The organism is Paenibacillus sp. FSL L8-0638, assembly GCF_038593075.1.
Lineage (GTDB): Bacteria > Bacillota > Bacilli > Paenibacillales > Paenibacillaceae > Paenibacillus > Paenibacillus polymyxa_D.
On the sequence record NZ_CP151960.1, the window covers coordinates 1,209,507 to 1,229,770 of the forward strand.

A 20,264-nucleotide genomic window follows, 5' to 3' on the forward strand; every position below is an offset into this window, starting at 1 on the left:
TGGGATGATCGGATAAGGACATTTTTATCCTCCTCTCGTATACTAATCTTTACCATAATTGTACAATGAAGAAGCAATGGCTTACAGTCTCATTTCATTCATTAGTTATAGGGGGATGTACATGTCTGATCCAAAGGAAGTTATAACCAAGCCGGAAAAGGACGGGTCTGTGCGGATAGCATGGTTTTGGCCATGGTTGGGCGGTACGTTTATGTTTGGATTGTTTTCAGTCATGTTTAATGTAGTTTGGAGTATGGTTGTGGCACCCCAAGTGCAGCTTCTGCTGAGGCATGAAGGTGTAACGGATACAACTGTGATTGTAATACTGCTTCTATATGCATGGATTATCGGTCTCATCTTTGCAGCTTATGGTGCCTTGAGTGCGCGTATGTCCAGCATGGGCAAGCTTTCGCTGATGCTGACCGGGCTATTATCATTATTATGTGGGCTGTGGTTGTGGATTGTAGGAATACAAGGGTCTGGTGGTCAACCTGCTGAAGTGTCGGGAGGGGCGTGGGGGCTCTTTTCACTCTATCATGCTTGGGCGGAGCCTGTGTTAGAGGTATTGGGTCCATATACACAGCATGGTGAAATCTGGTTTCTACTGGCTGCACTGCTGCCGATAGTTGGCATGGTAGTAGGAGTTGGGGTGAATCGTTATCCAGCGCTAACCGACAAGAATGGTAAGGTGGATCATAGATGGCAATGGATTGTTGCCGCGATATCTGCTGCGCTCGTCATTGTGCTGACGATTACACTGATGCTTCCTCAACGCCCATACATTGCAGAGAGAGATTTTCCGGTAGTTGACGGGGCTACAGCGGCCATTCCGTTTGCGCAGGATATGCTGCATGAACTGACCGGAATGAGCAAGGCGCGAGCAGCGCACGAACTGAGATTCAACACGACCCATCAGGCATATGTCAATTTGATCAAAAAGAAGGCGGATCTGATTCTGGTGGCTGGTCCTTCCGATGAGGAACTGCGGCTGGCGAAAAGTCGGGGAATACAAATGAAGCTCACACCCATTGGGTGGGATGCGTTTATTTTCCTCGTACATCAAGACAATCCGGTTAGAGGACTTTCTTCGGAGCAGGTTCGCCGTATATATGAAGGGGCTATCCGCAATTGGAATGAGGTAGGGGGCAAGGATCAGCCGATCATTGCTTATCAGCGAGAAGAAAATTCAGGCAGTCAGACATATATGCAAAAGAAAGTGATGGCAGGCCATGAAATGGCTGACCCGCCACGTGAACTACAAATTGGCATTATGGGTGGTATGATTAATGCAGTCGCAGATTTTAACAAGGATCACAACGCGCTCGGATATTCATTTTATTATTTTGCAAATGTGATGCATAATCGTCAAGAGGTCAAATTTTTGTCTATTGATGGAGTGGAGCCGAACAAAGAGCACATCCGCTCGAAGCAATATCCATTCACAGCTCAACTGTTTGTAGTCACACGGGAAGGCGAGGAACCAAGCCCTTCGATGCAACGATTACTCGAATGGCTGCAAAGTGAAGAAGGAACTCGGGCCATCGAAAAAGGCGGCTTTGTTCCTGTAAACTCGTAATCCTGTAACGCTGGTTTGCATTCAGTCCATTCCATATATTCACCTTAAGAGTGAAACGAAGACAGCAGGGTAATACATAGAATATACATGGCTGTGAATACAATACCCGCACAGCCATGTATATCACCAACATAAGGGGATGAACGAAAATGAAGAAAAAAACATCGGTCTGGGTGCTTTTACTCGCCGTAGCCATAGTGACAGCGGGGTGTGAAACAGGCTCACAAACAAGTTCGCAAACAGGACAAACGGCTCAAAATGAGCAAAAGGGTGCCGTCTCGGCACAAGCGAATGGTTCGGGAGCGACTGTAGATACACCGAAAACAGGAGGACAAGCAACCACAGACACTACTATAGCGAAAGTCCGCATGGACAATATTACCGCGTTGCGTTTGATCGACGGCCAATCCGGCTGGATCGGCGGAAATGGCTGGATTGCCCGAACGGACGCGTCTGCATCCGGTTCAGTCGGATCGACGTGGAATGTGCAATATCAGGGCCAAGGTACGGTTCAGCAGATTTTTGCCTTGAACGGGCAGCAAGGCTGGGCTGTTATGGCAGACAGCGGATCGCTGCTGGCCACTCGCGATGGCGGCAAACGCTGGGAGGTTGTCGGGACTATACCTGAGCAAGGGCAAACGGGCTTTTTACACTTTGTATCATCCAAGGAAGGGTTCAGTGGCAACCAATATACGAAAGATGGCGGGCAAAGCTGGTCTTCGCTCCCCGTGCCTGGCCACATGGTAGGACAGCCATATTACCATGATCGGCAAAACGGCTGGGCGGTTACGCAGGACACAGACCGTTCATTCCAGATTTTACATACCGTTAACGGGGGCCAAAAGTGGACTACTGTCATGTCACGGACAACGGAGACGCCTCTAAATGGAGCCATTATTCGTTCGGTAGAACGTGGCAACGCATGGATTGAGCTGGTTGGAGATACGGGGATGAATCAGACGTCGTATTCGCTTTGGCATACTGCCGATAGTGGACAAAGCTGGCGTCCTGTACTGGCGAATGCCACCGCGGGCGGTGGTCCGGCACCAGGTATTAGCCAGCAAGACAATCAGGTTCCCAAAAATGAAGGGGCGGCACCAGGTATGCTCTATGCGGTTAATAGCAGTACCGCATGGATGGGCGGTTACTGCGCACCATGCGACAAGCCCAATACGATCGGCTGGACGACTGACGGCGGCAAGACGTGGAACAATGGAAAGCAAGGCTTTGACGGTTATGGCGGTCAGCAAATCGGGATGGCAAATGCCAAAGAAGGCTGGGCTATTTTTTCGGACTCAGAGCAGGCCCCAGTTATGTACACTACCTCGGATGGTGGACAGCATTGGACGCAGAGCCATGTATTTGATAAGCCTGTGACACCAGGCTCATAAGGAGGGAATGCATATGAGCCAACATAAGAAAAGTGTGATCACATGGACGGACGGTCGTGAAGTACCGCTCATCGGGCAGGGCACGTGGAATATGGGCGAAAAAGCCTCACTTCGGCAGGAGGAGGTGCGTGCGCTTCAACTTGGCTTCGAATTGGGTATGACGCTGGTGGACACGGCTGAAATGTATGCGGAGGGCGGCGCAGAAGAAATCGTCGGAGAGGCCATTCAGGGGCGCCGGGACGATGTCTATCTTGTCAGCAAGGCTTACCCTCATCATGCGGACCGCCAAGGACTGGCTCAAGCGTGCGAAGCGAGCTTAACCCGCATGGGAACGGATTACATGGATATGTATTTGTTGCATTGGCGAGGGAATATTCCACTGGAAGAGACAATAGAAGGTATGGAAAAACTGCGGGAGCAGGGCAAAATCCGCAGCTGGGGAGTGTCCAACCTGGACAAGTCCGACATGGAGAAGCTATGGAGCCTGAGTGGAGGCGAAGCCTGCGCTGTCAATCAAGTGCTGTATCACGCGGCTTCGCGGGGCATCGAATATGATCTGCTACCTTGGAGCCGTACGAATGGAGTGCCTGTGATGGCCTATTGCCCGATTGCCCAAGGTGGTCGCCTGCGACGGGGCCTGCTGGAGCATCCTGTTATGGTAGACATTGCTGCCAGCCACAGGGTAACTCCATCGCAAATTGCGCTTGCGTGGGTCATACGAGACGGTGATGTCTGGGCCATTCCGAAGGCGGTACAGGAATCGCATGTACGAGAAAATGCAGCGGCAGCAAGTATTCGGCTCACCCCTGAACAACTTCAACAAATAGACGAAGCTTTTCCTCCGCCGACGCGGAAGCAGCCGCTGGATATGGTTTGAGGAAGGAGGAGCCCATGACAGAGCGAGAGACAGAACTGCATGAGGTAGATGATCATCTGGATTATGGATTATCCGTTGTATTCATCGGCTTTAATCCCAGCCTGAAATCAGGCGAGGTAGGACATCATTATGCGAATCCGCGCAACCGCTTTTGGCGCATACTTGAGGGAGCAGGCTTGACACCTCGCTTGTACAATCCATCGGAAGATCGGGAGCTGCTGAAGCTGGGCTTCGGTTTTACGAACATTGTTTCCCGTCCCACGAGGGGAATGGAGGACATTGCACGCGAGGAATACGCCGAAGGACGTCTGAAGCTATACGAGAAGCTAAAGGAATACCGCCCGAAGGTTGCTTGCTTTGTCGGCAAAGGCGTGTACACCGAATACAGTAAAAGATCCAAAGTAGATTGGGGATTTCAGCCTGAACCGCTAATTCCTGAGATGCATGAATTTGTGGCACCTTCGTCTAGCGGACTGGTGCGCATGTCGCTGGAAGAAATCACAGATATTTATCGCCGTCTTCAAACGTTCCTTTCGTCAGAAATATCTGAAATGCAGTAAGTACGGTGAATATAGCTAGTACAAAAAGAACCACACGCTTCGGTCCCTGCTGGGAAGAGCGTGTGGTTCTTTGAGCTGTTTCTATTGTAAGGCTTTCGCCTGCCATGCCTGTTCCACGGGAACATAAGGATATCCCAGATCACGTGCGACCGCTTCGTAGGTAATATGTCCATTCAGGACATTGGTGCCACTAAGCAGTGGTTTGCTTCTGCGAAGCGCCTCCTGCACACCCAAATCTGCGAGCTGGAGAGCAAAGGGGAGCGTCGCGTTCGTCAGGGCCAGCGTCGAGGTTTGCGGTACCGCGCCCGGCATGTTTGCTACCGCATAGTGAATGACGCCATGCTTCACATAGGTAGGCTGGTCGTGTGTCGTAATGTGGTCAATCGTCTCGACAATGCCGCCTTGGTCGATGGCGACATCCACAATCACAGAACCGGGCTGCATCGTCTGTACCATGGCTTCCGTTACGAGCCGCGGAGCTTTGGCACCAGTGATTAGGACAGCGCCGATCAGCAAATCACTTTGCGCCACGGCTTCAGCAATGTTGGACGGGGTGGACACTAGCGTATGGAGCTGATTGCCAAAAATATCATCCAGTTGGCGCAGTCTTGGCAGGCTTAGGTCGATTAGTGTCACATCTGCCCCGAGACCGATGGCGACCTTGGCAGCATTGGTACCGACCACCCCTCCGCCAATAATGGTCACTTTACCGCGTTTGACCCCCGGCACACCTGCCAGCAGGATACCTTTGCCACCCTTTGGTTTTTCCAGCAGTTGTGCTCCAATTTGTACAGCCATTCGACCGGCAACCTCACTCATCGGAGTAAGCAGCGGGAGGCTGCCCTCAACATCTAGTGTCTCATAGGAAATAGCGGCTACGCTGTTGTCTGTTAAAGCGCGGGCCAGTGCTGGCTCGGCGGCCAAATGCAGATAGGTGAATAAAATCAATCCTGGTCGGAAATATCCGTATTCAGAGGAGAGCGGCTCTTTTACCTTGATGATCAGATCCGCCTGGGACCACACGTCCGCAGCTTGCTGCACAAGAGTCGCACCCGCAGTGGCATAATCTCCATCCGTAAAGCCGCTTTCAACACCTGCGTGGCTTTCCACAAACACATGATGTCCGTGTTGGATCATTTGAGCTGCACCTGCGGGCGTTAGAGCGACACGATTCTCATTGTTTTTAATCTCTTTCGGAACCCCAATTTTCATTTCATTCACCTCTCCTAAAAATAATGGTTAAGAAAATTACACTATCATTTTTACGCAGCCTGCTGATTAGTTACATGGACTCAAGCCGATAAATGCAATTCATGTTAGATTAGGTACAGTTTACAAGGGGTGAAGCTCCTTGACATCATACATTTTGTCGGATTATCTGACTTAAAGGCTCGACTTTTTGATGAATATATGTCATGTAAAATGACATAAAGACATATACATAAGGAGAATGCCGATGAACGGTAAAAAAACATTTACCATTGCGGATGTGCTGGAACGTCCCGTTTTCCGGCGGGCGAAGCTGGCGGCGGGGGAACAGGGCGTACATCGCCGTGTGGGTTGGGTCCATGTGCTAGAAATCACAAATGTTTCTCCGTTTGTGAGCCGTCATGACTTGATTTTGACGACCGGCCTGTGGCTCACCCGGAAGGGGGAAGAGCGCGCCGAGTATATGGAGCAACTGATCCGCTCGGAAGCCGCGGGATTGTGTGTGGAGCTGGGCACGAGCATTCATGAAATCCCTTCTGAAATCCTGGAGTTGGCGGAACGACATCACTTCCCGGTCATCGTATTTGAGCAGCCAGTGCGTTTTGTTGAAATTACACAAGATATTCATTCCCTACTTATTAACCGACATCATGAACTCCTAAAAGATCTGGAACGATTTTCACGTCAACTTCAGCAGGAAACCCTGCGCAGCACTGATATGAATGCCCTCTTACGTGTGCTTCATGACTATGCAGCCCGGCAGGTCATCTACATGTCTTCTATTGACACCAATCGATTCGTACCTTCCGTCCAGCCGGATCTAGCGGACCGTATTGCAGATTTTTATGCCCATGAAGTGGAATCTAGTATGACCGCCGATCGGGAGGGGCATCTGCTGTTTCACCTGAATGAATCCACTGCCGTGTTGTTCCAGCCCGTTGTATGCTTCGGTCAGGTGTTCTCCGCGGTAGGTTTGGTGCTGCATAGTGAAATGCCGACAGAAGAAATGTCGCTGCTGCTCGATTACACGGCCAAGGCAGCCGCTACATTGGTGCTGAGAACACAGTTTCTTGAAGACCGATTGCTGCGTAATCAAAATGAATTGATTCAGGATGTACTGAGTGGACAGCTTCCCAGTGAAGAACAGGCCCAGACCCGAATGGGCTTGCGATTGTTATCGAAGGGGCAGTATTTATTTTGGGCAGGGGTCATTGAGGTGGAACATCAGGACAAGGATGCCAGTCAGGTGCGTAAGGAATCCATCAATCAGGATGTGCTAGTGCTGCTTCGTTCATTGTTGAAAAAAGAAACGTTGCACAATCTGCTGATGATGAAGGGGAGTCAATGCTACATCCTTTGTGCCAAGGAGGAATTAACACTGCGTTCCGCAGCGCAAATGAAAAAAGTGCTTGCCCATACAGTTCAATATATTCAGAACTATGCCGCAGGACAGCTGGATAAGGTGCGCATTCATGCAGGCTTTGGTAAGGTAAGGCATCGCATGACAGGAACAGATCGCAGTTTTGAAGAGGCATATGAGGTCATTGAAGTGGCACGAAGCGTCCCAGTACTGAAGGATCGGTTATTTTACGACAGCATCGGAATCTATCAGTTGTTGAAGGCGGTGCCCCGCATTCCTTTTCTACAAGAGTTCATAGAGGACCATTTGGGTGGACTGATTGCGCATGATCGTGAGCACCATATGCAGCTTTTGGATACACTGGATGCCTACTTTCAATCCCATGGCTCCAAGCGTGATACCGCCGGGATTTTGTACATTCACAGACAGACCCTTTATAATCGGCTGGATAAAATTAATGAAATCATAGAGGGAAATCTGGCAGACCCTGACAAACGTCGTTGCCTAGAAATGGCACTACTGGCTTACAGGATGCTGCAGGCTGAAAATTGATCCTAAATAACTAGTTCTATTTTCCATTCTACTCATTTACAATGCGTGTTAACACTGAGATAATAGAAGAGATTACGGAAATATCTTGAAAGGGGATTAATATGAATATAAAAAAATGGATCGCCGTCCCTCTTATTCTGTTAATGGTAGCTTTGACAGGTTGCCAGGCAGTAGGTGGATTTGATGTAAGTAAAAATTTATTGGGAACACTAGATGTGAAATCCCAGCAGACAACGGAGAAAATCTCTCTTAAATTGACTCCAAAAGAAGGAATCACGCAAGGAGATAAGGAAATCGTAGATTTGATTAATTCGATTTCCGTCACTGTGGATGAAGCCAAAGTACAATCGGAGGAACTTGCTTCTGCCAAAGGTACATTGCACATCGATAAGTATAATTTGCCGTTTGAACTTGCTTTAGACCGCCAAGGTTTGGCTATTCAACTGGAAGGTGCCAAAAAACCTTATTACATATCTTTGAACTCGCAAGAGAGTTTGAGCGGTCTGCCTGCTGGATTTGATCCATATGTATATTCCAAAGACGTGAGAGAACTGACGAAAACAGCCGCTGCACTTATGCTTAAGCATGCGCCTAACCCTTCGACCATTTCTGCAACGTCTGTAACCGAGGAAGTATACGGTGAGAAAGACAAAGTGAAACTGACCCATCTGCATGCTGAACTTCGTGGTGATGAGCTGGTAACATTGGTAAAACCGTTCCTGGCGAATCTGGCCAAGGACGAAGCAGGCTTGAAAGAGCTGATCGGGCAAGCCATTGATATGACGAAAACGATTGCTTCCGGCATGAATATTGAAGATAGTGATAAAGTAACAGCGGAACTGAGTGCTAACAAAGAAAAAATGGTCAATGAGGCTTATACCGAAGTTAAAAAATATTTGGATCTAGCTGTTGATCAATATGATGTAGGAGTTAGCACCATGTATGCACAGTCCCCTGAAATCAAAACGGTCCTGAGTGCTAACACGGTTCTGAAAAGCGACATGTATTTTGATGAAAAAGGAAATGTTCGCAAAGCGGCAACAGACTTGACGGTTGCTTTGCCAGATGTGGATGGTCTTCCGGTGAAGTCCTTCACAATTCTGACCGAAACTCAATCATGGAACGTCAATGGTAGTGTGACGGCTGATAAAGTGGATATTTCTAACGGTGTTATTGACTTGAATAAACAAGCTGAATTAACTCCGGGAGCGACGCTGCGCAATTTTGAAGCGAATTCTCCGATCTACAACATTTTAAAAAATGATTTGGAAATTACAAAAGTAGAAACAACTTTCGATCCTAAAGACGATTACTACGTCTTGGAGAATCGTGGTGGTACTGCCTTTATTCCATTGCGTGAACTGACGAGCGAACTGAACTCCGAGTTAAAATGGGATGCAGCTGCCAAACAGACTACTGTAATTGATGATATTACAGGTAAGACGATTAAGCTGAAAAGTGGCTCTAAACAAGCTGTATTGGAAGGAAGCACATTGACGTTGCCACAAGCTCCATATACGGATGAATATGGCACATTGTATGTTCCTTTCAAATCAGTTGCCGAGGCGCTTGGCGCCACAGTAACTCGTAACAGTGATGGAGAATATGTACTGAAACGCGACTAAAAAGAAATTCAAGGAACCAGCCCAGTTAGGGGCTGGTTCTTTTTTAGTTATATTGGTAAAATGCTCAGTAAAGCGATTAAAATAAGCGCTTACAAATTTTAAAAGTGCCATACTTTCATACAGGGAAAATTGAGATAATGATAGTATCATTCCAGCATAGGAAAACACATACAATTAGGGGGATATACGATGAAAGATATGGAACTATTGAATTCCAGAGAGGGACAAATAGTGCTTGCCCGAATGTACGGTCAACAGCAAATCTCTGAGCAAACGACTCGATATGAATCACTTATACAGGCGTATCGGGAGCATTTTGGTGTAGGAGATATTGAACTGTTTAGTGCTCCGGGGCGCTGCGAAATTGGTGGAAATCATACAGACCACAATCACGGGAAGGTGCTGGCAGGCAGTATTACACTTGATACCATCGCTGTAGCTTCTAAAGTGGAGGAGTCTGTAATTACATTCTTTTCTGAAGGCTACAAGACGAAGTACGTCATCGATTTAACTGACTTGTCGCCAAAACCGGAGGATGACAGTACGATGCTGCTGGTCCGTGGTATTGCCGCTGGTCTACTTGAATTCGGATACCGTATCGGGGGATTCCAAGCTTATATATCAAGTAATGTATTCTCTGCTTCAGGTTTAAGCTCTTCCGCTTCTTTTGAAATGTTGATATGTACGATATTAAATCATTTTTATAACGAGGGAGCGTTAGATGCTGTTGCTAAATCCAAAATTGGTCAGTATGCAGAAAATGGCTATTGGAACAAGCCGTCGGGGCTGCTCGATCAGATGGCTTGCGCATATGGCGGCTTGATTTCCATTGACTTTGAAAATCCCAAGGAACCGATCATAAATCCTGTTCATTGGAATTTTGAACAAAACGGATATTCCCTCGTTATTGTCAATACAGGCGGAAATCATGCCGATTTAACGGACGATTACGCGGCAGTGCCCAACGAAATGCGTGCAGTGGCACAATCTTTAGGCGCAACAGTTTGCCGTGACTTATTGCCGGAGGATATATATGCCAACCTCAAGATGGTCAGGGAAAAAGCAGGAGACCGTGCAGTGCTGCGGGCGTTGCATTTTTTTGAAGAAAATAGACGTGTGGATGAACAGGTGAAATCACTGGAGGAAGGGCGCTTTACTGATTTCCTGAGGCTCGTTACCGAATCTGGTAATTCCTCATGGAAATGGCTCCAAAACGTATATAGAAGTGGGATTGCGCGGGAACAAGACGTATCGGTTGCACTGGCTTTAACCGAAATGTATTTAAAGTCAATAGATAACAGCGCATGCAGAGTACATGGTGGTGGCTTTGCTGGTGTCATCTTGACGATTCTTCCGAATGATCATGTGGATGATTATAAGGAGTGGATCAGCGGCATGCTGGGAACTCCGGTACTTGTTGTCAACGTCCGTGAGGACGGTGCCGTTAATGTTAGTAATTTGATCAATGTTGAACGGACTCATTGCGAGTCTACAAACTAGTCAGTCATTAGAAGACTTTAACCCATGGGTTAAGGTCTTCGTCCTTTTTATCGCCGATACAGCTTGGGTTTGCGTTATAATAAAGAGATGATAGTTTTAATGAAGGAGGGCCTGTCATGGCTATATACCCGTCCTGGTCCTATTCGCAATCGAGGGCTCAAACGTTCGATGAATGCTTACGCAAATACTATTATCATTATTACGGCTCGCATAATGGCTGGAATTCGGCACAGGGCACTGAAGAGCAAGTTACATTGTATCGGCTCAAGCAACTGAGCAACTTATATATTTTATTCGGGAATATTACGCATCAAATGTGTGAATCCGTCATACGTGGATGGATGGAAAAAGGGGCTATCCCGCGCACAGCATACCTTGAGACAGCTATGAAGAACATGTTGAATAACAGCTACAAGGAATCGCTACACCGTGAGCTATGGCTACAAGATCCGAAAAATCGCGTCATGCTGGCGGAGGTTTATTACGACGACGAGGTGCTTCCAGAACGGATCGCCCTTATTAAGGAGCGGCAGCACGCGGTGATACACAATTTGTACCGTACTGCGGTTTGGCGTGAACTGCAACAGGGAAAGGCCCGAATTGTAGAAGTGGAGAAGTGGGATACGATGCTCCTTCATGAGACGAAGGTGTATGTCAAAATGGATTTGCTCTACCGTAGAGACAATGGAGACATGGTCATCGTGGATTGGAAAACAGGCAAGGAAGGCGATTTTTCCGACCAGCTTTTTTTGTATGCTTCCTATGTGCAGGAGCACTATCAGCTTCCTTTGGAGAAGATTGAGGTACGTGTGGAGTATTTGATGACAGGAGAGCATGAGGTATATCGTCCCGCGCAAGAAGATATCGACAAAGTGGTTGGTAATGTCGGACGATACATCGATGAAATGAAGTCCTGTCTCGATGACGATTACTATAATCGCCCCAAACCCGAGTCTTTCTTCACTCCGATGCCTTCACGCAGAGCGTGCGGAGGCTGTAATTTTCGTGAGGTGTGTAAGTACCGAGCGGTATGAAATGACTTGATCGCCGTTGCCACCGGATTCCTACCCTAATTAAAGCTAGTGAATCCGGCCATATGGCAAATCTATAATTCTTCTATATTTTGAAACCGCTTTATAATTTAGATGGCGCGAGGTATGATAAGGGTATTATTGGAAAATGCGAAGGAGGAATTTAGGAAGATGACGAGTACAGAACACGCACGTATTCTATTTCAGGGAGATTCTATAACAGACGGAGGAAGGGGACGAAATGAGGATGCGAACCATTGGCTGGGTCAGAGTTATGTGTATCTCATCGCAGGTGCATTGGGGAGCCGTTTGACGACCACACAGCCAGAATTTGTGAACCGGGGAATTTCGGGGGATCGAGTTTCGGATTTGTATGCACGCTGGAATGAGGACATGTTTAGCCTGAAGCCAGACCTGCTCAGTATTCTAATCGGAGTGAACGATGCCTGGCGGATCGTCGAGCAGGAGCCGTCCGGGGTGACGGACCGATTTGAACGAGCCTATCGCCACCTTCTGGAAGAAACGCGTGAGGTGATGCCCGATATCGGGCTGGTGTTGTGTGAACCGTTTATTTTGAAAACGGGAGCTACCGAGGCACGATGGGACATTTGGCAAGAAAAATTAACGGGGTATCAGCGTATTGTACGTCAGCTAGCGGACGAATTTGGTGCTGTATTTGTGCCGCTCCAGAGCATGTTGAACGAAGCCGCTACCCAGGCGGACGCCTCCTATTGGCTGCATGACGGGGTTCATCCGACAGCGGTTGGGCATCAGTTGATAGCTGATCAATGGATAGATATCGTGCAAAAGAGTCCGCTGGCGATTCGCTAACAGGGTCATACATAGTCTACTCCTTGTCATTTTTGGGTAATACACGATTATGGACATCATTACTTATGTTATGGTTCCATCCAAAAATGAATGTCAAAGGGGGTGCTTCTTGCTTCATCATGAACGGAGCAAGAGAGGGCTATGGAAACGATAAATATCATTCTGGTTATATTACTTATCGCATTAACTGCTTTTTTTGTGGCCTCGGAGTATTCCATTATTCGTGTGCGGGTATCTCGCATCAATCAATTGGCCTCAGAAGGTAACAAAAATGCGAAAGCTGTTAAAAACATTCTGTCTCGGCTGGACGAGTATTTATCTGCTTGTCAGCTCGGAACGACATTAACCTCAATGGCGCTAGGCTGGCTAGGGGAATCTACTGTTGAACATCTGCTACACCCCCTGTTTGTGCTGGCTCATATTCCGCCAGGCCTGACGGGAGTGCTCTCCTTTTTGCTGGCTTTTCTGATCTTGACCTATTTCGAGGTGGTCATTGGGGAGCTGGTACCCAAAACATTCGCCATACAGATTGCGGAACCGATGGCATTGTTTTTTGCCCGTCCGATCACGATATTTTATAAAATGACCTATCCTCTGAATTGGGTTCTTAGTCGTTCATCGCGTGTCATTACAGGTCTCTTTGGGCTCAAAAAAGTATCTGAAGAAGATGCAGCACTTAGTGAAGCTGAGCTTCGTTTGGCATTATCTGAAGGTTTTCGTAGTGGTGAAATTACACCGACAGAATATCGATATCTGAACAATGTATTTGATTTTGACGACCGTGCGGCGCAGGAAATTATGGTACCGCGCATCCACATCCGTTCCATCTCCCACCAGGCAACAGTGGCCGAGTTTATGGAGTTGATCGAGGACAAAGTTTATAATTTTCTACCTGTAGCTGAACATGGCGACCGGGATCGTATTATCGGGATGATTCGCGTTAAGGAAGCCCTGCATGATTTGGCACGTGGGCACAGCACAGGGAATACGACGATGGCTTCTTATATTCATCCGGTGCTTCAGGTTATCGAGACGGTTCAGGCTCGGGATCTGCTGATTCAGATGCAAAAACGACGCATTCCAGTAGCGGTGCTGGTGGACGAATATGGTGGAACATCTGGACTTGTCACACTGGAGGATATTATGGAGGAGATTGTTGGAGACATTCCTTCCTATACCGACACCGAAACCCCCGCAGCGTTAACTCCACTCATTACAAAAACAGATGATCATCGTTACATACTCAAATCACAGGCGCTCATTCATGAGGTCAATCGGCGCTTGGAGACGGATATTGAGGCCGGGGACGTATATACGATTGGTGGATGGATGCTTTCAGAGCGTTTTGATATCCAGCAAGGAGACAAGCTGACCATCGGTTTATGGGAGTTTACTGTACTGGAAAAAAACAGTCACCAAATAGACACAATTGAAGCGATAAAGAAAGCAGTCGTTGAACAGAAAAATGACAATGATTTTTAATAATGGAAAATGGCTTTGTCGAGTAACAGCTTGCTTAAGATGTGACGAATAGCCTGTAAAGCTTGTGGCAACGCGATTTGTCCATCTTAAGATGCAAGCTGCTACCTGGTAACATATTGTTTTTTGTAATTAGGATAGGGGACTTAAGACTCTGTATCTTTATGCTCATAAATATATCTGTCTGTGAAAAATTCTACTAGAAATGTAGCAATTTTATGGTAAAATGGAATCAAATTTGAGTTTTTTGGGGTGGGCTACAGTACATGAAGATGTCACTAGGTACGAAAATGGTTACTGCATTTGTCTCAATTTCTGCAATAACCTATGGAACAAGCGCTTTTTTTATTTTTGTACTCAAGGACTGGCTTGCTCAAGGTACACAAGAATGGGTGTACACTTCGATCATTCTGTTATTGGGTGTCCTGTGGAGTGGCATTTTGGGCTGGTTGATCTCAAAATTACTCACGCGGCCCATTGTTAGGTTGGCGAAGGCGGCAGAGGAAGCTTCGGCGGGGAACCTGTCTGTTGTGATTCCTGAACGTCGCTCGGAGGATGAAATCAAAGTTCTGTATGATGCATTTCGGCACATGATGCTGAACATTAAAGATATGTTCAATGAGATCTCGTACAGCACCAGAACCACTTCGCAAAGTGCGGAAAATCTGAGCTTGGCTATTGTACAGGCTACCACACAAATTGAGTCCATGTCTTCGGTGGTAGAAGATATTTTGAATGGCGTGGAGCAGCAAAAGCAAGCATCTGCCCAATCGATTAAAACAGCAGACCGAATGCTGGGCGATTTTAAAATGATGCGTAGCAAATCGGGACATATGCTGGAACTGTCAGGCCATATGGAGCATTCAGTAGATTCGACGCAGACCGTATTTTCATCCCTGATGGATGGAATGGGAGAGCTGACAGCATCACATGGTCGTTCGCAGCAGGTAATTGCACGACTGGAAAAAGAAGCTTCCCAAATTGAAGCGATTACAAGCACCGTGAAGGATATTGCCGAACAAACCCATCTGCTGGCGTTGAATGCTTCTATAGAAGCGGCGCGTGCGGGAGAAGAAGGGAACGGGTTTGCGGTAGTGGCTCACCAAATTCGCGCACTTGCCGCCCAAAGTACGGAGTCTGTGCAGCAAATAAATGCCATCGTTAGCCGTGTGCAGTCACAAATCGTAGAGACAGTGCAGTTGATGCATCAGCAAACGTCATTGGTCAGTGCCGAGGCGGAACGGACAAGCTCTGTGGATCAGACGTTGAACCATTTGAACGCTATTGTACGTGAATTTGTCGAGAGCATCCGTTTAATGGAAGAGGCCGTGACGGAGCAGACGAATCGGGTAGATCAAACCTTTGAGCAGATCCATCGTATTCAGCAAATGTCTGGGGCCTTCTCTGAAGGGGCTCACAAAATTTATACAGCTGCTCATGAGGAGACAGCAATTATGCAGGAAATTTCATCTTCTTCCGAGGATTTGAAAGTGCTTACGAATAAACTCATGATGAAAACACGTGGAATGCAACTATAATCAGAAATCGTCATGTGAGGCATGATATATACGAACAAAATGTAGCCGCTATACACCGGAAAACGCAGCAAGATGGTTTCCCGGTGTGTAGCGGCTATTTTTTAATTTCAAAAAACTCACATTGTTTTCTAGGGTGGTAAGCCAGATCACTGACGCTGGATTGCACGACGATGGTTTGATCGTCGAAACGGATTATGATTCCGCCAGAGCCAATCAATTGGTCATCCTGAAATACTCGGACACGAAGATGACGTTCCAGTGCCTCATTGAAATCCTGATCTGTAATTAATCGGCGATTAATGGCCATGAGGGTTCTCCTTTGAATATAATATCTTTTATCATAAAGGTAAGGTATTGAACAAGCAAGAAACGCGGCTAGAACATAATCGGCTATTGGGTATAAAATAGAATGCAACGAAGAGAGAAAGAGATTAAAGGGGGCTAGCTATGGATAGGTCGTGGTCAGGGCCTTGGTTTGATGCCAACGCGCCAGAAGGGTTCGAGGCTTTTACTCCGTCACATGGGTTGGCTGTATTGGGACTCATTATATGCGCTTTGCTGCTGTGGCTGACTAGGGCATGGATTCGGTCGAACAAGCCTGTAAGTGAGGGAATTCGCTGGTTGTTAATTACAGTCCTCATTCTGTCAGAGGTGACTCTGAATATTTGGTATGTGATGCAGCATATTTGGGATGTCCAGACTTCATTGCCATTAGAACTGTGCAGTGTGACACTGCTGTTGTCTATCCTGATGCTCATTTTTCGAAGCCGCTGGTTATATCCGATCATCCTTTTTGTCGGAATTGGAGGGGCGCTCCAAGCAGTACTCACGCCTAATTTGGCATATGCCTTTCCGCATTATCGTTTTATCCATTTTTTCGTAGCTCATAGTGCTATTATTTTGGCAGCCTTGTATATGACCTGGATAGAAGGACTCAAACCGACATGGAAGAGTGTGGGGGGAGCTATGCTTTTTCTGAATGGCTTGGCGCTGATAGTGTGGATCGTAGACGATGCTCTCGGTGCTAACTACATGTTTCTAGCCGGAAAGCCGTCGACACCGTCGATATTGGATGTTTTGGGGCCATATCCTTTGTACATTTTGGCAGAAGAAGCCATTGCACTGCTGTTCTTTTCGCTTCTGATGCTGTTGTTCGAGGTGCTCCCGGGAGGCAGGCTATATGTCCGCTTTCGCAAAGGAGCTGTGCATGGTGCTGATAGGTCGACATCAAAGCCGTTGTAAAGCCATATAAAAGCAGCCTTCACAAGTATCTGACCAAGGATAAGGCTGCTAATAATGCTAAGAATGCTAAGAATGCTAAGAATGCCTAAACAGTAGTACGCATGGGTACAACTTTTCTCATTCTAATACTTAACGCAGTAGTGATTCTGCTCCGTCTACATAAATTTCCGTACCCGATACATGAGATGACTCGTCTGAGGCGAGAAACAGGACCAGATTGGCAACCTGCTCTGGCTCACCAGGGGCACCCTCTAGCGGGTGCTCTCCACCCTTCGGAAATTCGACTGGAATTTCTACCTTCTTCAAGTCTTCCGAAGGGTACGTGTTATTATCAATTTGCGTGTCGATGGCTCCCGGGCATATCGCGTTGACCCGAATTTTGTAACGTGCCAGCTCCAGCGCTGCCATTTTCATAAACGCAACCTGAGCTGCCTTGGTGGAGGCGTAGGCTGAGAATCCAATACCCGAAAAGGTTCGATTACCGTTGATGGAGCTGGTAATGATAATGCTGCCGCCGTGTTCTTTCAGGTAAGGGACGGCATATTTAACGGTAGCAAAGGTGCCGCGAAGATTAATGTTCATCGTGCGGTCCCATTCCTCTAGCTCCAGTGTCTCGATAGGGGCCATGGTGCCGTTAATGCCTGCGTTGGCGAACACGATATCCAACTTTCCGTACGTTTCCACGACTTTAGCGAACCCCTGCTGAATCATATCCGGCTTGGAAATATCACATTCCAGGACAAGTGCTTCACCGCCAGCCTGCTCAATAATTGCTTGGGTCTCCTCTGCATGCTTGGGTGTCCGATCCAGCATGACCACCTTGGCGCCTTGTTCTGCAAAACGGATCGCGGTCGCCTTGCCGATTCCTGAACCTCCACCACTGACCACTGCTATCTTTCCTTGCAATCTCTGCTCTGCCATTGACTATTCCTCCCATTCCGTTCATAAACTAAACCTGACTCGTTATTCCATACCTCTGTACGTTGATGGTGAAACAGTCACCGCTGGATTTCACCCCATTTGCGAAATATGGTAACATAGGGAACCAGCAGGAACTTATAGCAGGAACACGTATCGGGGAAGACCGGGTGACGGAGGTGGATCGAATTGAGCTATAACGCAAATGACCAAACCGAATCGACAGACGCTATAGCACTGACCGGAAAAGTGAAACCGTGGGCACTGAGCGGCCCCAGTATTCAAATCGATCCGTTGTTTCCCTATTACGCGAACCGTTCGCGGGACAGTATAGCAGATGAGATCGCCCTTGCGGGCTACCAGACCGTTCATTATTTTGTCGTGCGTGAAAATGAAGTGGATGGAGCGCTTGTTGCTGCTTTTCAACGCAGAGGCATAGCGGTGTGGGCGATGGTGCTAGGCAACGGTTCTTTTGGCGTGTCCCAGCTACCGCCGGAGTGGAAAGGATGGCGCATGGAGCTGCTGCGCGAACCGAACGACGGATTTCAGCGGCTTTCGCATTTTGCCCAGGAGTATGTGGAATGGAAAAAGAAGGCCGCTGCCCGGCTCGTCACCGACATTCCGTTCGACGGGTTCGAGGTGGCGGAGCCTTATTTCCCCGAATGGAACGGGCTGCGCAGTGGAGTGTACGGGGATATTGGGCCACATGCACAGCGCGCCTTTCGCGAGCGTAGCGGTGAGGACATTCCGGATTTTCGCGACAAGCATGCGCGGAATTATTACCGGAAGGTTCCGAAGCTGTACGCGCAGTGGGTTGATCTGCGTGTGGACGCCGTGAATGGCCTGATCAGCGAGCTGGTAAACGGTGCGGGTGGTGTGCGAGATGTCCGACCGGACATCTGTGTGGCGACATGGTCGCTTGCTGTGAGCGGACGCGGCGATGTCCCCGGCCAGCTACGGGAATGGCAGGGTCTGGACGCGGTAGCCATGATCGGGTGCGTAGCCCCGGATATGCACGTGCTCCAGACCCATTGGCCGGACTGGATGCGTCGCCGTCTGCCGCCGCAGTATACTCGCGGCTACGCCTGCATCGCGCAGTCGATACGGGCCGATTATCCGGGTCTGCCCCTCGGGGTGCAGGCGGATATCGGTTCTCTCGCGCGTATGGTTCGGGACCGTGAGTGGACGCGGCGGTTTGGGGCTGCCGCCCTGGAGGGCGGGTACGACGTCTGGACCGCCTATGAATACCATTTGGGTGGTTACATGTACGATGAGCCGCCCAAACCGCTTAAGGCGGAACGATCAGCTGAAGATGAGGTGGTTATTTCTTTCAGCAAGCGGATTGCTACACCGTCTGTAGATGAGCTGCGTATATGGAGCCGGGAGGACAGAGCAGGTACAACACGCGACCTGAGCCGTCACCTAAGGAAGGATTCACTAACGTTGTTGGAGCTTGTGGATGCCGTAGCAGACGGAAACCGTCTATTGCTGCGTATACGCAATTTACCAGCGGGGGCGTTCAGCTTGCGCCTTGATGGTGTACAGGATACACCGGAGTTGTGGCTGCTTAAGGGGAGAAAGGTACATCGCAATCTGCCAGAGCATGAAGTGAGGATACCTTAAAATTTGGGTAATAACAAAATAACAGCTGTATAAACGGCTCATTTGCCGTAGCATTATTGAGTTGTATATATTAAGACAAATCTTTTCAAAACATAAATAAATAGTGGAGTGAAAAAAGTATGTGGGATTGGGATTATCTGATTCGGGTCATGTTCGCTGGCTTGTGCGGTGCGTTAATCGGCTATGAACGGAAGAGTCGGATGAAGGAGGCAGGCATTCGCACGCATTTCATTGTCGGTATTGGCGCAGCGCTCATGATGGTGGTATCCAAATATGGGTTTCAGGATCAAGCCGTCTGGTCTAACCTGTCGCTGGATCCTTCCAGAATAGCAGCGCAGGTTATAAGTGGAGTCGGCTTTATCGGCGCAGGGATGATTTTCACACAAAAAAATAGAATCAAAGGACTGACCACTGCCGCAGGCATCTGGACTACCGCCGGAATCGGTATAGCCGTAGGTGCAGGGATGTATGGGCTTGGTGCAGGTGTGACGCTGTTTATTTTAGCAGCTCAGTCCTTGCTCCATAGTCGGTTTTATCAGATGGCTACCCCGTCTACGCGACAAGTGGTTGTTCAGGTCGACAATGAACCGGGCGTACTGAATCGGATCAAAGAACTACTGGAGCACAAGAAGCTGACCATTCACAGTTTTCACGCCGAGCGCATCAATAACGGTGAACAGTTGGTTATTCATATGCTTTTAAAGCTGTCCCGGTCAGAGGGAGTGGAGGAATTGCTGTCACTGCTGCAAGAGATGGAAGGTATTCGTTCAGTCGAGACCAAGTCCAATTAGACGAATTTACTGCTCATACAGTAGCTTTTTTGTCGAACGATGGCGGCTCTTATAACGGAAAAAAACTTTAAAAATAATGATTGAAAACGCTTCCTTTTGTGTATATACTCTTACTACATCATAGAGGCAGCAGCTTAGAGAGCATCAAGGGATAAGCAAAA

General features: G+C 48.0%; 18 protein-coding genes. 15 read left to right on the plus strand and 3 right to left on the minus strand.

The features are described 5' to 3' along the window. Positions 1–121 precede the first annotated feature (121 nt). From MKY35_RS05390 to MKY35_RS05405, 4 genes are all read left to right on the plus strand, one after another. A complete protein-coding gene (locus tag MKY35_RS05390; protein WP_342445814.1) occupies positions 122–1,576 on the plus strand; it encodes a substrate-binding domain-containing protein in 1,455 nt (484 codons plus the stop codon). A 149-nt stretch (positions 1,577–1,725) separates the two neighbouring features. Continuing rightward, positions 1,726–2,967: a hypothetical protein gene (locus MKY35_RS05395; RefSeq protein ID WP_342445815.1), complete on the plus strand. Its 1,242-nt coding sequence runs from the start codon at positions 1,726–1,728 to the stop codon at positions 2,965–2,967. A gap of 13 nt (positions 2,968–2,980) precedes the next feature. After that, the gene (locus tag MKY35_RS05400) at positions 2,981–3,844 is read left to right on the plus strand and encodes an aldo/keto reductase (RefSeq protein WP_342445816.1); all 864 of its coding nucleotides are present in this window, start codon (positions 2,981–2,983) and stop codon (positions 3,842–3,844) included. 14 nt (positions 3,845–3,858) lie between these two features. After that, positions 3,859–4,404, plus strand: coding sequence for a mismatch-specific DNA-glycosylase (locus tag MKY35_RS05405; RefSeq protein WP_029516095.1), 546 nt, complete (start codon positions 3,859–3,861; stop codon positions 4,402–4,404). 81 nt (positions 4,405–4,485) lie between these two features. Here MKY35_RS05405 and ald read toward each other — a convergent pair whose 3' ends face one another. Then, positions 4,486–5,616 carry an alanine dehydrogenase gene (gene ald, locus MKY35_RS05410; protein ID WP_342445817.1) on the minus strand — a complete coding sequence of 377 codons (1,131 nt, stop codon included), beginning with the start codon at positions 5,614–5,616 and terminating at the stop codon, positions 4,486–4,488. A gap of 244 nt (positions 5,617–5,860) precedes the next feature. Here ald and MKY35_RS05415 point away from each other — a divergent pair, with 244 nt between their 5' ends. The 7 genes from MKY35_RS05415 (at position 5,861) to MKY35_RS05445 (ending at position 15,529) form a co-directional block, all read left to right on the plus strand. Continuing rightward, complete coding sequence (locus tag MKY35_RS05415) at positions 5,861–7,525, plus strand: PucR family transcriptional regulator ligand-binding domain-containing protein (RefSeq protein WP_342445818.1); 1,665 nt, start codon at positions 5,861–5,863, stop codon at positions 7,523–7,525. A gap of 101 nt (positions 7,526–7,626) precedes the next feature. Then, positions 7,627–9,150, plus strand: coding sequence for a copper amine oxidase N-terminal domain-containing protein (locus MKY35_RS05420; RefSeq protein ID WP_029516098.1), 1,524 nt, complete (start codon positions 7,627–7,629; stop codon positions 9,148–9,150). 189 nt (positions 9,151–9,339) lie between these two features. After that, on the plus strand, positions 9,340–10,650 hold the full coding sequence (locus tag MKY35_RS05425) for a galactokinase family protein (protein WP_342445819.1): 1,311 nt from the start codon (positions 9,340–9,342) through the stop codon (positions 10,648–10,650). A gap of 116 nt (positions 10,651–10,766) precedes the next feature. Next, complete coding sequence (locus MKY35_RS05430; protein WP_209950039.1) at positions 10,767–11,684, plus strand: PD-(D/E)XK nuclease family protein; 918 nt, start codon at positions 10,767–10,769, stop codon at positions 11,682–11,684. 168 nt (positions 11,685–11,852) lie between these two features. After that, entirely contained in the window at positions 11,853–12,512 is a 660-nt protein-coding gene (locus MKY35_RS05435) for an SGNH/GDSL hydrolase family protein (protein WP_342445820.1), read from the plus strand. Positions 12,513–12,653: 141 nt separating this feature from the next. Continuing rightward, a complete protein-coding gene (locus MKY35_RS05440) occupies positions 12,654–13,994 on the plus strand; it encodes a hemolysin family protein (protein WP_342445821.1) in 1,341 nt (446 codons plus the stop codon). 263 nt (positions 13,995–14,257) lie between these two features. Next, the gene (locus tag MKY35_RS05445; protein ID WP_029516103.1) at positions 14,258–15,529 is read left to right on the plus strand and encodes a methyl-accepting chemotaxis protein; all 1,272 of its coding nucleotides are present in this window, start codon (positions 14,258–14,260) and stop codon (positions 15,527–15,529) included. Positions 15,530–15,623: 94 nt separating this feature from the next. On the opposite strand, the gene MKY35_RS05450 is transcribed toward MKY35_RS05445, so the two are convergent. Next, positions 15,624–15,836, minus strand: coding sequence for a hypothetical protein (locus tag MKY35_RS05450; RefSeq protein ID WP_013309048.1), 213 nt, complete (start codon positions 15,834–15,836; stop codon positions 15,624–15,626). A gap of 140 nt (positions 15,837–15,976) precedes the next feature. Between MKY35_RS05450 and MKY35_RS05455 the strand changes: the two genes are divergently transcribed. Next, positions 15,977–16,771 carry a TIGR02206 family membrane protein gene (locus tag MKY35_RS05455; RefSeq protein ID WP_342445822.1) on the plus strand — a complete coding sequence of 265 codons (795 nt, stop codon included), beginning with the start codon at positions 15,977–15,979 and terminating at the stop codon, positions 16,769–16,771. Between the two features lie 129 nt (positions 16,772–16,900). Here MKY35_RS05455 and MKY35_RS05460 read toward each other — a convergent pair whose 3' ends face one another. Beyond that, positions 16,901–17,692, minus strand: coding sequence for an SDR family NAD(P)-dependent oxidoreductase (locus MKY35_RS05460; RefSeq protein WP_029516105.1), 792 nt, complete (start codon positions 17,690–17,692; stop codon positions 16,901–16,903). Positions 17,693–17,757: 65 nt separating this feature from the next. On the opposite strand from MKY35_RS05460, the gene MKY35_RS05465 reads away from it, so the two are divergent. From MKY35_RS05465 to MKY35_RS05475, 3 genes are all read left to right on the plus strand, one after another. After that, positions 17,758–17,889: a hypothetical protein gene (locus tag MKY35_RS05465; RefSeq protein WP_275041130.1), complete on the plus strand. Its 132-nt coding sequence runs from the start codon at positions 17,758–17,760 to the stop codon at positions 17,887–17,889. After that, the gene (locus MKY35_RS05470) at positions 17,879–19,312 is read left to right on the plus strand and encodes an N-acyl-D-glucosamine 2-epimerase (RefSeq protein ID WP_342445823.1); all 1,434 of its coding nucleotides are present in this window, start codon (positions 17,879–17,881) and stop codon (positions 19,310–19,312) included. The genes MKY35_RS05465 and MKY35_RS05470 overlap by 11 nt, the downstream gene beginning before the upstream one ends. A gap of 119 nt (positions 19,313–19,431) precedes the next feature. Further along, complete coding sequence (locus MKY35_RS05475; RefSeq protein WP_165144485.1) at positions 19,432–20,103, plus strand: MgtC/SapB family protein; 672 nt, start codon at positions 19,432–19,434, stop codon at positions 20,101–20,103. The last annotated feature ends 161 nt before the right edge of the window (positions 20,104–20,264 follow it).